At 43.3% G+C, this 13,491-nt stretch carries 12 protein-coding genes; all 12 read left to right on the top strand.

The window, feature by feature from the left end; genetic code table 11:
* Window positions 1–17: 17 nt before the first annotated feature.
* The 12 genes from ACR65H_RS07145 to recA all read left to right on the top strand — a co-directional run bounded on the left by ACR65H_RS07145 (window position 18) and on the right by recA (window position 13,269).
* Entirely contained in the window at window positions 18–1,082 is a 1,065-nt protein-coding gene (locus tag ACR65H_RS07145) for a BMP family lipoprotein (protein WP_440499469.1), read from the top strand.
* Window positions 1,083–1,240: 158 nt separating this feature from the next.
* Window positions 1,241–2,797, top strand: coding sequence for an ABC transporter ATP-binding protein (locus ACR65H_RS07140; RefSeq protein ID WP_440499468.1), 1,557 nt, complete (start codon window positions 1,241–1,243; stop codon window positions 2,795–2,797).
* Entirely contained in the window at window positions 2,790–3,836 is a 1,047-nt protein-coding gene (locus ACR65H_RS07135) for an ABC transporter permease (RefSeq protein ID WP_440499467.1), read from the top strand. The genes ACR65H_RS07140 and ACR65H_RS07135 overlap by 8 nt, the downstream gene beginning before the upstream one ends.
* Window position 3,837: 1 nt before the next feature.
* The gene (locus ACR65H_RS07130) at window positions 3,838–4,797 is read left to right on the top strand and encodes an ABC transporter permease (RefSeq protein ID WP_440499466.1); all 960 of its coding nucleotides are present in this window, start codon (window positions 3,838–3,840) and stop codon (window positions 4,795–4,797) included.
* Between the two features lie 164 nt (window positions 4,798–4,961).
* Window positions 4,962–6,227, top strand: a complete 1,266-nt coding sequence (yfmF, locus tag ACR65H_RS07125; protein ID WP_440499465.1) for an EF-P 5-aminopentanol modification-associated protein YfmF — start codon at window positions 4,962–4,964, stop codon at window positions 6,225–6,227.
* A 2-nt stretch (window positions 6,228–6,229) separates the two neighbouring features.
* Window positions 6,230–7,528 (top strand): EF-P 5-aminopentanol modification-associated protein YfmH, encoded by a 1,299-nt coding sequence (gene yfmH / locus ACR65H_RS07120; protein WP_440499464.1) that lies wholly within the window; start codon window positions 6,230–6,232, stop codon window positions 7,526–7,528.
* Window positions 7,529–7,530: 2 nt separating this feature from the next.
* Window positions 7,531–8,259 (top strand): elongation factor P 5-aminopentanone reductase, encoded by a 729-nt coding sequence (gene ymfI, locus ACR65H_RS07115; protein ID WP_440499463.1) that lies wholly within the window; start codon window positions 7,531–7,533, stop codon window positions 8,257–8,259.
* Between the two features lie 193 nt (window positions 8,260–8,452).
* The gene (locus tag ACR65H_RS07110) at window positions 8,453–9,250 is read left to right on the top strand and encodes a YmfK family protein (protein ID WP_440499462.1); all 798 of its coding nucleotides are present in this window, start codon (window positions 8,453–8,455) and stop codon (window positions 9,248–9,250) included.
* Between the two features lie 17 nt (window positions 9,251–9,267).
* Window positions 9,268–10,134: a helix-turn-helix domain-containing protein gene (locus ACR65H_RS07105; RefSeq protein WP_440499461.1), complete on the top strand. Its 867-nt coding sequence runs from the start codon at window positions 9,268–9,270 to the stop codon at window positions 10,132–10,134.
* Window positions 10,135–10,188: 54 nt separating this feature from the next.
* A complete protein-coding gene (gene pgsA, locus ACR65H_RS07100; RefSeq protein WP_440499460.1) occupies window positions 10,189–10,767 on the top strand; it encodes a CDP-diacylglycerol--glycerol-3-phosphate 3-phosphatidyltransferase in 579 nt (192 codons plus the stop codon).
* Between the two features lie 12 nt (window positions 10,768–10,779).
* On the top strand, window positions 10,780–12,033 hold the full coding sequence (locus ACR65H_RS07095) for a competence/damage-inducible protein A (protein ID WP_440499459.1): 1,254 nt from the start codon (window positions 10,780–10,782) through the stop codon (window positions 12,031–12,033).
* A 174-nt stretch (window positions 12,034–12,207) separates the two neighbouring features.
* On the top strand, window positions 12,208–13,269 hold the full coding sequence (recA, locus tag ACR65H_RS07090) for a recombinase RecA (RefSeq protein WP_440499458.1): 1,062 nt from the start codon (window positions 12,208–12,210) through the stop codon (window positions 13,267–13,269).
* Window positions 13,270–13,491 lie beyond the last annotated feature (222 nt).

Here is a 13,491-nt window from a genome sequence, read left to right as displayed (position 1 = left end):
ACAGGGAGGTCCAATCAGTGAGCAAACGTAAATACGGTCTTGCATTATCATTGGTTCTAGCAGCAGGTACATTACTTGGTGCTTGTGGTACGGACAAAGACAAAAAAGATTCTTCATCTTCTACTGGTGGAAACGAATCAGATTTTTCACTTGCGATGGTTACGGATGTCGGCGGTGTTGACGACAAATCATTCAACCAATCCGCTTGGGAAGGGATTCAAAAATTTGGTAAAGACAACAACATGAGCGAAGGGGACGGCGGTTACGCGTACCTTCAATCAAAAGGTGAAGCGGATTATACGTCAAACTTGAACGCGCTTACCCGTCGTGACTTTGACTTAGTTTTCGGTGTAGGTTTCTTAATGGAAGAAGCGATCAATACAATCGCGGAACAAAAGCCAGAAACGAATTATGCGATTATCGATGGCGTTGTTGATCAACCAAACGTAGCTAGCATCCTGTTTAAGGAGCAAGAAGGTGCGTACCTTGCTGGGGTTGCAGCTGCATTGATGACAAAATCCGATAAAATCGGTTTTATCGGTGGTATGGAAATTCCGGTTATCGAACGCTTTGAAGCTGGATTTGTTGCAGGTGTTGCGGCTGTAAATCCTGATATCAAAGTTGACGTTAAATACACTGGTGCATTTGACAAAGCCGAACTTGGAAAAGCTGAAGCGGGCCGTATGTACTCTTCAGGTGTAGACATTATCTTCCACGCAGCAGGTGGTACAGGAAACGGTGTCTTCACGGAAGCGAAAGAACGTAAAGCTGCTGACAAAGACGCATACGTATGGGTAATCGGTGTTGACTCCGACCAATACGATGAAGGTCAAGTCGGCGATGACAACATCACAATGACTTCAATGCTAAAACGTGTAGACGTAGCAGTACAAGACATTGCTGCACTTGCTAAGGAAGGCAAATTCCCAGGTGGCGAAACAAAAGTTTACGGTCTTCATGATGACGGCGTAAAACTTGCAGATTCCCGTGGAGCAATCCCTGAGGATGTCCTGAAGCAAATCGATGAATATGCTAAAAAGATTGCTGATGGTGAAATCGAAGTACCTGAGTTTGCAGAATAATAATTACAATGACAATGGCCGGTTCATTCCGGCCTTTGTTGTGAGAAAAGCACCATAAAATGATAGAGTAAAAGGTTTTTTGTACAAAAGAACCTTTTATTGTGTTCATTTTATTTTCCAATTACAAAGATAAACTATTATACAAGGAAGTGAATCCATTGGAGCATGTCATTGAGATGTTGAACATTACGAAGCAATTCGGTAATTTCCGGGCGAATGACAACATCACCTTGCAGTTGAGGAAAGGGGAAATCCATGCGCTTTTAGGCGAGAATGGAGCAGGCAAAACCACATTGATGAATGTGTTGTTTGGACTCTATCAACCCGAAGAGGGCGAAATACGTGTCAACGGAAAGAAAGTCAACGTAACGAATCCAAATGTCGCAAACGATCTTGGTATCGGGATGGTTCATCAACATTTCATGTTGGTTGAGAACTTAACCGTCACTGAAAATATCATTTTAGGTAATGAACCTAAAAAGATGGGCGTCGTAAATATTAAAGATGCAGCAAAAAAAGTTGCCGAGATTTCAAACACGTATGGATTGAATGTTGATCCCTATGCGAAAATCGAAGATATTTCGGTTGGGATGCAACAGCGTGTGGAAATATTGAAAACGCTTTATCGCGGTGCTAATATTCTAATCTTTGACGAGCCGACAGCTTCCTTGACACCTCAGGAAATACAAGAGTTAATCGGAATTATGAAAAAGCTCATTACAGAAGGTAAATCAATCATCCTCATTACTCATAAATTGCAAGAAATAATGGACGTATCCGATCGCGTAACAGTCATCCGGAAAGGCCAAGGGATCGGGACGGTCGTCACTTCCGAAACAAACCCTGAAGAACTTGCCACTTTGATGGTTGGTAGACAAGTCACATTCAAGACTGAAAAAGGCCCTTCTATTCCGAAGGAAGAAGTTTTGAACATCGAAAACCTAGTCGTCGTCGATTATAGGGGAGTCGAAAAAGTGAAAGGCTTGAATCTCTCAATCCGAAAAGGAGAGATTGTCGGTCTGGCTGGAATTGATGGAAATGGACAGTCCGAATTAATTGAAGCGATTGCAGGCTTGCGAAAAGTGAAAAGCGGAAAAATCACGATAAATTCAAAAGATATAACAGGATTGAAACCGAGAAAAATTACGGAAGCTGGATTGGGGCATATTCCGCAAGACCGACACAAACATGGCCTCGTCCTAGACTTCTCAGTCGGCTACAATGTCGCATTGCAAGAGTATTATCATGAGCCGTATTCGAAGAATGGTATTATGCAATATGATGCCATTTCAAATAAGGCAAAGAAAATCATTGAAGAATATGACGTTAGAACTCAAGGCGAACACGAGCTTTCCCGCGCTTTATCCGGAGGGAATCAGCAAAAGCTCATTATCGGACGTGAAGTTTCACGTGATCCCGATTTGCTCATTGCTGCTTTGCCAACCAGAGGTCTAGATGTTGGGGCGATTGAATTCATCCACAAAAGACTTATTGAACAGCGTGATAAAGGAAAAGCGGTTTTCCTCATTTCCTTTGAATTAGATGAAGTTATGAATGTGTCTGATCGCATTGCGGTCATTCACGATGGTCAGATCGTCGATACGGTCATTCCATCTGAGACGAACGAACAGGAACTCGGACTTTTAATGGCAGGACATTCAAAGGACGAGAAAGAGCAGCATGTTATGAAAGAAGGTGTGGATCGAGATGTCTAATAGAGTAATCAAAATTTTAGTGCCAGCCATTTCGATCATCCTTGGTTTACTCGTCGGAGCTATCGTCATGCTTTTCAGCGGCTATGATCCTATAGCAGGTTATATAGCATTATGGAATGGTATTTTCGGAGATAGTTACGCAATCGGTGAAACAATCCGGCAAATTAGCCCATATATTCTTGCGGGTCTAGCAGTCGCATTCGCCTTCCGTACGGGACTTTTCAACATCGGTGTTGAAGGTCAGCTCATGGTCGGATGGTTTGCAGCTGCATACGTCGGCTCGGCGTTCACATTGCCGATGTATATCCATTTGCCATTCGCACTATTAGCGGCAGCAGCTGCCGGTGCGTTATGGGGATTGATTCCTGGGATTTTGAAAGCGACGTTACGTGTTCATGAAGTTATTGTTACGATCATGATGAACTATGTTGCCCTTCATGTCGTTAATGCATTGATCAAAACAGTATCTGGCGGTAGCTATAAGACGGAAAGGATACAGCCGACCGCTTCCTTGCGTTCGGAATTCCTTTCGAATTTGACTGACTATTCCACTCTTCACTACGGAATATTCGTAGCTCTTGCTATGGTCGTCGTGATGTGGTTCATCCTCGAAAAGACGAAAACCGGATTCGAATTGAAATCAGTAGGTTTCAACGAGAACGCTTCCCAATACGCAGGGATGAATGTTAAGAAAAACATTATTTTATCTATGGTGATCTCAGGTGCATTTGCAGGTCTAGGAGGAGCCATGGAAGGGCTTGGAACATTCGGAAGTATGACAAACCAAGGTGGATTCACTGGTATCGGGTTTGACGGGATCGCCGTCGCATTGCTCGGTGCAAACGCTCCACTTGGAATCATCTTCGGAGCATCATTGTTCGGGTCGTTGAAATATGGTGCGAATAATATGCCGAATGCGGCAGGAATTCCACTTGAAATCGTATCAATCGTCATTGCACTCATCATATTCTTTGTTGCTTGCGGATATATCATCCGGGTGGGACTGCAACGGTTGAATAAGAAAAAGGAGGCGAAATGACATGGGCTTTTTAGAAGCACTTTATTTTATCGTGCCGACTTCGATCGCTTATGCAGCCCCCCTTATCCTAACTGCAATCGGTGGCGTTTTCTCTGAACGTTCCGGTGTCGTCAATATTGGACTGGAAGGCCTCATGGTCATGGGTGCATTCGTAGGAATTGTTTTCAACTTGGCTTATGCCGATGTCTTCGGCGGTTGGACGCCGTGGATTGCTTTATTAGTTGCCATGCTTGTTTCCGCACTATTTTCGGTTATGCATGCCGTTGCTTCGGTTTCATTCCGAGCAGACCAAGTCGTATCCGGGGTCGCAATTAATATGCTAGGTATTGCAATTGCTTTGTTTTCCGTTAAAATGATGTTCGGAAAAGGACAGACGGATTTTATTCAAAAGAAAATTCCGCGTGTCAACATTCCAATTTTGCAAGACATCCCAGTAATTGGACCAATGTTTTTCAAATCGGTATATGGAACTTCTGTTTTGGCGATACTCATTGCGATAATTGCATGGTTCGTTATTTATAAGACGCCATTCGGCCTTCGTCTCCGTTCAGTAGGGGAGCATCCTATGGCCGCGGATACGATGGGGATCAATGTGGCAAAAGTCCGTTACACAGCAGTTATTTTGTCCGGCGGTTTAGCTGGTATCGGCGGTGCTATCTATTCACAAACAATGACCGGAGATTTCGGTCATGCGACGATCAACGGCCAAGGATTCATGGCTTTGGCGGCAATGATTTTCGGTAAATGGCATCCAATCGGTGCAATGGGAGCGGCCCTTTTCTTCGGGTTTGCCCAAGCGCTTGCAATCAGCGCCGGTTCTATAAGCTTCATCGAAAATGTGCCGACAGTTTATTTCTATATCTTGCCTTATGTTTTGACGATCCTTGCGTTGGCAGGGTTTATCGGGAAGGCGAATGCTCCGAAAGCGAACGGTGTACCATACATCAAAGGGAGCAGATAATCGATTTTGTCGCCTGGATTCCTATCGAATGGAGTCCAGGCGTTTTGTTTTGTCTTTAATTAAAGAGGGAAATTGGTAAAAAGCGTTTATTTTGCCTTGTTGATATGATGAAATGTATATTGTAGAAGGGTATTCGTATAATAAAGAAAAAACGAGGTGTTCGTATGTTTACAAAGGTCGAGCTTCAAAAAGGAGTTAATTTATATATCCGTAAGACAGAACAATTTAAAACGATCACAATGTCTATCAAATGGTTGGCTGAACTGGATGAAAAACAAGCAGCATACCGGGCAGTTTTATCAAATGTACTCCAAGATTCGAACGCTGATTATCCAAAACAAAGTGATTTGCGAAAAGCGTTAGATGAATTGTATGGAACCGTTTTCTATATGGATGCAGGCAAGCGCGGCAGCTCACACATCTTATCGTTGAATATGGAATGTGTAAACGATGAATACCTCTCGACGACTGGCGTTTTTGATGAAGCGTTGAATATGGTCAACACGATCATCTTCAAACCGAACTTTAAAGATGGAACTTTTGATGAGTCGATTGTCAGCCGGGAAAAACGGACGGTGATTGAAAGAATCCGATCTATTTATGATGACAAAACTAGATATGCCCATAAGCGCATGCTAGAGCTGATGCGTCCAAATGATCCTGCTTCTATGTCATCAAGCGGAACGGAAGAGGATGTTGAAAGCATAACGAGTGCAACGCTCCTTGATACATACAAGAGAATGTTGAATGAAGATGAAATCGACATTTATGTCGTTGGAGATGTCCAAGAAGATGAGCTCGTTGAGAAAATAAAATCAATGTTCGATTTTCCTGCTAGAGAAGTGACGAAAAAACAATATGAACAAAAAGAGACTGAGAACAAAGAAGCCCGCCAAGTTTTTGAAAGGCAGGACATGAAGCAAGGGAAGCTGCAAGTCGGGTATAGAACGCCGATTTCTTTCTTCCATCCAGATTATCCTAAGATGCAAGTGGCAAACGGTGTACTAGGTGGATTTGCACATAGTAAATTATTCATGAATGTACGGGAAAAAGAAAGTATGGCTTACACGGTCAACAGTGCATATGCAGCTTATTACGGTATTGTGTATGTAATGGCAGGGATTGATGCGGAACTTGAGGAGAAGGCTGTCAAATTGATCGGCGAACAGATTGACGAAATGCAAAAAGGAAACGTATCGGACTTGGAACTTGACCAGACAGTCGCCTTGTTGTCGAACAGTATTCGGAGTGCATTCGACTCTGCAAGGGGCCAAATCGAGGTGTATGATCAGTACAAGCAGTTGGATGAGGATTTCACAGCCGATAAATGGATTGCCAAATGGGATGCGGTCTCCATCGAAGACGTAAAACAGATGGCATCACAAATCCAACTTGAACTCATCTATTTATTGTCGGGAAGAGAGGCGTAATGATGGAAAAGATCACTTTTGATAATTTACAGGAGACATTATTCCACGAAAGGCTCGACAATGGCTTGAATGTCTATATTTTGCCTAAACGCGGATTTTCAAAGACATATGTGACATTTACGACGAAATATGGCTCAATTGATAGGACATTCATTCCGCGGGGCAAGAAGGATTTTGTAACAGTGCCAGACGGAATAGCGCATTTCCTTGAGCATAAAATGTTTGATAAGAAGGAAGGGGATGTGTTCCAGAAATTTGGCGTCCTTGGTGCCTCCGCGAATGCTTTCACGTCATTCACACGTACATCGTACTTATTCTCTACGACAAATAACTTATATGATAACACAAAAGTTCTGCTCGATTTTGTGCAGGAGCCTTATTTCACTGAAGAAAAAGTGGAGAAGGAAAAAGGCATCATCGCACAAGAAATTACGATGTATGATGATAATCCGGATTGGCGAAATTATTTCGGGACGATTCAAAGCTTATATAAAGAATATCCAATCAACATCGATATCGCGGGAACGGTTGATACGATACAAGAAATTACAGCCGAGCACTTATATGAATGTTATGAAACGTTTTACCATCCTTCTAACATGACGGTTTTTGTCATTGGGGCAGTGGACCCGAAAGAAATGATGGATTTCATCCGCAAAGATCAAAGCAGCAAGGAATTTTCGGAACCGGAAGAAATTACGAGGAAGTATCCTGAAGAACCGAATGAAGCGAACAGGAAGAAAACAGTGCTTGAAATGGATGTCCTTCGTCCTAAATTCAATTACGGCATGAAGTGCCTTCATACAATGATGGAAGGCGAAGAAATGCTGCGCCAAGATTTGGCGATCAATCTTCTTCTAGATATTTTGTTCGGCCGAACGTCCGAATTTTACACGAAAGCATATAACGATCATTTAATCGATGAAACGTATCATTATGATTTCATATTTGAGAAGGGATTTGGATTCGCTATGGTTGAATCGGATACCGATAATCCATCAGAGTTAGAAGAAGCCGTCAGAGGTACATTGAAATCGCTTGCGGAAAATTGGACGATTACCGAAGAGGATTTGAATCGTGCGAGAAAACGGAGAATCGGTCAATTCATGCGCTCATTGAACTCCATCGAATTTATTTCGAATCAGTTTACTCAATACAATTTCAATGGCATGAATTTATTTGATGTCGTGCCGACCCTTGAACAAGTTAAGTTAGAGCATTTGCAGGATGCATTTAAGACGATTTCCAACGAAGAAAGCCACACTGTCATGACGATTGTTCCAGGCTCAAAAGAAGGCTGAAAATGAAGAGGTATGCTGTCGTTCTAGGCTCATCCGGAGGCATAGGGGAAGCGGTCAGCCGCCAACTCGCTGCAGATGGATGGTCCTTGTATCTTCATTATAATAGAAACGAAAGTCGCGCATTAGAATTGAAAAGGGCACTGCTTGAAAAACATCCAGATGGGGATTTCCAGATTATCCATTCGGATTTTACGAAACTTGACGGCGCACAAAAGTTGGCAGAGCAAGTCGGACATGTACAAGCGGTTGTCGTCGCCCTTGGTCAGTCGATGTTAAAATTATTGACAGACACGAATAGCAGCGATATGGATGCATTATGGCGTGTACACATGCAAAACCCTGCATTGTTCATCAGTCTTGTTTCGCCGCAGTTGCGCAGTCATCCAGTTTCCTACATCCTATTTATCGGCTCAATATGGGGCAATACCGGCGCTGCAGGGGAAGTGATGTATTCTGCCGTCAAAGGAGCACAGCATGCATTTGTCAAAGCATATGCAAAAGAGGCGGCATATACCGGGACAAGAGTAAATGCGATTGCTCCTGGTTGGATTGAGACGGAAATGAATGAAGAGTTGTCGATAGATGATAAACAGCTTGTCATTGATCAAATTCCTTTGCAGTCAACCGGACACCCCGAGCAAGTCGCGGATCTTGCAAGCTTCCTCGTAAGCGGAAAGGCAGATTATATGACTGGCGAAATTTTAAAGCTGAATGGCGGTTGGTATATATAGTGGTTGGTATATATAATAGGGGAAGGTAATTATCCCCTTTTCTTTTTTCCTTTTCTTCGCATCTCGAATCCGCTATTATAGAACTAAGTTGCGTCTTTTGCGTCCTACAAATAGAAGCGTTCCAAAAAACAGCCGGACAGTCACTTCCAGCTTTATGCGTTCATTATGAAAAAGGATCGAAAGGGTGTGTCGAATGGGTGAATGGTATGTCGAATATGAGATACAAGTGAATCGGCCAGGTTTGCTCGGAGATATTGCTTCCTTATTGGGGATGCTGCGCGTCAATATTGTAACGATTAACGGTGTTGACGGAGGACATCGCGGCATGCTTGTCAGGACGGAAAATGACGATCAAATCAAACGTTTCGAATTAATTGCATCCACGATGGAAACCATTCAGGTAAAGAAGATTCGTGAACCGAAACTGCGGGATATTTTAGCAGTGAGACATGGACGATACATCCAACGGGATATCGATGATCGGAAGACATTCAGATTTATTCGAAGTGAATTGGGAGTCCTCGTAGATTTCATGGCAGAGCTGTTCAAACAGGAAGGCCATAAATTGATCGGAATAAGAGGGATGCCTAGGGTCGGCAAAACGGAATCAGTCGTCGCTGCAAGTGTGTGTGCGAATAAGAAATGGATTTTCCTTTCTTCAACAATGATTAAACAGACCGTGCGGAATACTTTGGCGGGGGATGAATTCTCAAAGGATAATATTTTTATCCTCGACGGAATCGTCACGCGTAAATCCGGAGATGAAAGACATATGCAACTTGTCCGTGAAATGATGAGTATGCCTTCCATCAAAGTGGTCGAGCATCCGGACATGTTCGTTCAGCATTCTGAATATGACATGGAGGATTTTGATTATATTATCGAATTACGGACAGATCCTGACCAAGAAATTACATATGAAATGATGGAGAAAAACCATATGATGTCCGATGTCGGACCGATGGGCGGATTTGGTACGTTCAACTTTTAAACAGGCAGGTGATAAAATTGACCGGATTAGGTGATCGTCTTAAAGAGGCGAGAACAGCTAAGGGATATTCACTGGATGATTTGCAATCAATAACTAAAATTCAAAAACGGTACCTTTCCGGTATTGAAAATGAAGATTACAGCATGATGCCCGGCGCTTTTTATGTGCGTGCGTTCATTAAACAGTATTCGGAAGCTGTCGGTTTGGATTCCGATGAAATGTTATCTTTGTATAAAGAATCTGCAATGCATGAAAAACTCGAAGAAGAGAATGCTCAAATTACCCCTCCTATGACGAGGAGCCGAGGTATAAAAGGCAACAGCCGTCTGAATGAAGCAATCCCTAAAATTATCGTAGCATTATTTATTGTTGTAATTATTGTCGTTATATGGACATTCTTCCAAAAAGGCGCATCCAAAGATACCGGACTCGATGTGGAATCGGAACAACCAATTACAATGGATAGTAATCAGCCGCCGGCAGGTAATGTGGACGATGGTGCGTCGGAAGATAAGCCTGACGAGGAAGCAACTGAGCCGGATCCTGAGCCTGAAGAAGAGGTGAAGGAGCAAACTCTTACGTATGTAAATACGAGCGGAGAAGATTCCACATACACTTTGACGGATTCTGAAGAATTCAAGCTGAAGATCGATACGTTCGGAGATACGTGGATTGGCGTGCAGAATGAAAACAAAGAAGAACTTACGCCAGGTGCGAGAGTTATGAAAGATGGCGAAACGATTGAATTGGATGTTTCGGATGTTCAATTTGTCCGGATACGTGTTGCTGTAACTCCGTTTACGGATATTTATGTAAATGGGGAGAAACTTGAGTATGTATCAGATAAATCTACACAAAATATTTTTATAGAATATGAGAAATGAAAAAATAGTCATCTACAAAGATGACTTTTTTCATTCGGAAGGATAGTGAGACTAATGAATTTACCTAATAAGATTACAGTATCCCGCATTTTACTCATTCCTATATTTATCATTTTCATGGTTGTTGATTTTGGCATGGGATCATTTGCAGTGGGGGGCACAACTCTCTCTATGGAGCATCTGATTGGTGCTTTGCTGTTCATTATCGCTGCAGCGACAGATTGGTTCGACGGCCATTTGGCGAGAAAACATAATCTAGTTACGAACATGGGGAAGTTTTTGGATCCGCTTGCTGATAAACTTCTCGTTTCGGCTGCATTGATCATTCTAGTTGAACTTGGTTCGGCAGCTTCGTGGATTGTCATCATCATTATTAGCAGGGAATTTGCTGTCACTGGATTGAGACTTATTCTTGCAGGCGGCGGCGAAGTAGTTGCCGCAAATCAATTAGGGAAAATCAAGACTGCGACACAACTCGTTGCAATCTCCTTCTTATTGCTGAATAACATTTTCTTCGAAGCAATTAATTTCCCATTCGGTACAATCATGCTTTATATTGCTTTATTCTTTACGATTTGGTCCGGAGCGGATTATTTTTACAAAAACCGACGGGTCTTACTCGACTCCATGTAAGGGGATGGCACAATGAAAGCGGAAATCATCGCAGTAGGATCTGAGCTTCTATTAGGTCAAATTACAAATACGAATGCAGCCTTCATTTCAGCGCGTCTTGCTGAAGCTGGCGTCGATGTGTATTACCATACGGTCGTAGGGGATAATCCTAACAGGTTGGATGAAGCGATAACAATTGCACAAAATCGTGCCGATCTCATCATTTTTTCTGGAGGATTGGGACCTACAAAAGACGATTTAACGAAAGAAACGATTGCCAAGAAACTTGGCGTTGCACTTGAAAGCGATAATGATGCATTAATATCTATCGAAGCATATTTTAAACGGACAGGAAGGACGATGACCGACAATAATAAGAAGCAAGCGTTAGTGCTAAGCGGTTCGACGGTTTTAGCAAACAATCATGGGATGGCGCCCGGCATGGCGATTAAAAAGAATGGGAAATGCTATATTTTATTGCCTGGCCCTCCGCATGAAATGCAACCGATGTTTGAAAAGGAAGCGATACCTTATTTATTGGGAACTTCCGGCAATAAGGAAGTCATCGTATCACGAGTATTGAAGTTTTACGGTATCGGCGAAGCCGAGCTTGAATATCGTGTCCAATCGATTTTGGATAGTCAGACAAATCCGACCGTAGCACCTCTAGCATCCCCAGATTCAGTCATTTTACGATTGACTTCCAAAGCGGAATCGGTTGAGGCTGCTCATAAGTTGATTACGCCGGTGGAATCTGAAATCCGTTCATTAGTCGGCCAATTCATCTATGGTATCGATGAGGATTCGTTGTCCTCGAAGGCGGCTGAGCTTCTGTTAAGGAACGGGCTTACCATTGCCGCTGCAGAAAGCTTGACGGCTGGCCTATTCATGGCTGAATTGGCAGATGAACCAGGAATCAGCTCATCCTTAAAAGGCGGAGTTGTCGTTTATGATGAGAATGCGAAGAAAGAGCAACTGGATATTCCGGGGTCATTGCTTGATGAGTATGGCGTTGTCAGTTCGGAATGTGCTGCTGCGCTAGCCCGGAGTGTGAAACGAAAATTCAGTTCTGATATAGGCATTGGATTGACTGGTGCTGCCGGACCCGATCCGCATGACGGGAAGCCAGTCGGGACTGTATGGATCGGAATTGCTTACAAAGATGACGAAGTGAAAACGTATAAACTAGATCTTTCAGGTTCCAGAAATGCTAATAGGAAACGTGCAGCTCGATTCGCACTCTATTACGTAATAAAAGAATTGAAAAGTCGTTTACCCGAAAATTAATTTTTGACTCCTATTCTCATTTAAAATTGATTTATCCCCCTCATTCTCATTTAAAAATAGATTTTGATAAAATAAATCGAATAAGCGTTCGTTTTTTGTTTGAGTATTTCTCATAAAAGGAGTATAGTAGAGATAGGAAGAAAAGAATAACGCCTTTTAAGGGAGGAATCGTTTTTGAGCGATCGTAAAGCAGCTTTGGACCAAGCTTTGAAACAAATTGAGAAACAATTCGGGAAAGGGTCCGTCATGAAATTGGGGGAAAAAACCGACCGGGAGATTGCAACGTCTTCTACCGGGTCGCTTGCTCTAGATGCAGCATTAGGGGTTGGCGGTTATCCAAGAGGACGGGTCATTGAGATTTACGGCCCTGAAAGCTCTGGTAAAACAACAGTAGCATTGCATGCAATTGCAGAAGTGCAAGCATCAGGCGGACAAGCCGCGTTTATCGATGCCGAGCATGCGCTAGATCCAGTTTATGCACAGAAACTGGGCGTCAATATTGACGAATTGCTATTATCACAGCCGGATACGGGCGAACAAGCCCTTGAAATCGCTGAAGCACTTGTTCGAAGTGGAGCGATCGATATCGTTGTCATCGACTCCGTTGCAGCTTTAGTGCCGAAAGCGGAAATCGAAGGGGAAATGGGAGACTCGCACGTTGGTTTGCAGGCGCGCCTTATGTCGCAAGCACTTCGTAAACTATCCGGTGCTATTAATAAATCGAAGACGATCGCAGTCTTCATCAACCAAATCCGTGAAAAAGTCGGCGTCATGTTCGGGAACCCTGAAGTGACACCAGGTGGACGTGCATTGAAATTCTATTCATCCGTCCGCTTGGAAGTTCGCCGTGGTGAAGCGATTAAACAAGGAAACGACATTATGGGTAACAAAACTCGTATCCGTGTCGTGAAAAACAAAGTTGCTCCTCCGTTCCGTACTGCTGAGGTAGATATCATGTATGGAGAAGGGATTTCCAGAGAAGGTGAAATTGTCGATCTTGGCGCTGAACTGGAAGTTGTCCAAAAGAGCGGTGCATGGTACTCCTATGAAGGGGAACGACTTGGTCAAGGACGAGAAAACGCCAAGCAATTTCTTAAAGAAAATCCAGATATTCGTGCGGAAATCGCAAACAAAATTCGCGACTCCTACGGAATGGCTGCAGCCAACTACGTCATCGCAGGCCATGACGAAGACGACGAAGATGAACTAGATCTATTTGTTGAAGAGGAAAAATAATTGATCAACAAACGGGCTGCCTTTAAGGGCAGTCCGTTTTTGTCATCCGGTTCAGGTAACCAAAGGCGCCCTCCGCTTTTGTTTACGTCTAGACTCCAGGCGGCAGCTTCTCGGGTCATAAGGCAGATCTGCTGTACGGCAAAGATCGCCGTTTCGCAGATCTGCCTTATGCCTGTCGAAGCTAAACGCCGCCCTCCGCTTTTGTTTACGTCTAGACTCCGG

Source organism: Sporosarcina sp. SAFN-015 (assembly GCF_059415085.1).
Note: the sequence above shows the minus strand (reverse complement) of the source record. Positions and strands in the feature narration are given on the sequence as shown.

Bases quoted from the DNA above. Each gene is read 5' to 3' on its own strand.
- ACR65H_RS07135 (WP_440499467.1), top strand. From the start codon at position 2,790: ATGTCTAATAGAGTAATCAAAATTTTAGTGCCAGCCATTTCGATCATC.
- ACR65H_RS07130 (WP_440499466.1), top strand. From the start codon at position 3,838: ATGGGCTTTTTAGAAGCACTTTATTTTATCGTGCCGACTTCGATCGCT.
- yfmF (WP_440499465.1), top strand. From the start codon at position 4,962: ATGTTTACAAAGGTCGAGCTTCAAAAAGGAGTTAATTTATATATCCGT.
- yfmH (WP_440499464.1), top strand. From the start codon at position 6,230: ATGGAAAAGATCACTTTTGATAATTTACAGGAGACATTATTCCACGAA.
- ymfI (WP_440499463.1), top strand. From the start codon at position 7,531: ATGAAGAGGTATGCTGTCGTTCTAGGCTCATCCGGAGGCATAGGGGAA.
- ACR65H_RS07110 (WP_440499462.1), top strand. From the start codon at position 8,453: ATGGGTGAATGGTATGTCGAATATGAGATACAAGTGAATCGGCCAGGT.
- pgsA (WP_440499460.1), top strand. From the start codon at position 10,189: ATGAATTTACCTAATAAGATTACAGTATCCCGCATTTTACTCATTCCT.
- ACR65H_RS07095 (WP_440499459.1), top strand. From the start codon at position 10,780: ATGAAAGCGGAAATCATCGCAGTAGGATCTGAGCTTCTATTAGGTCAA.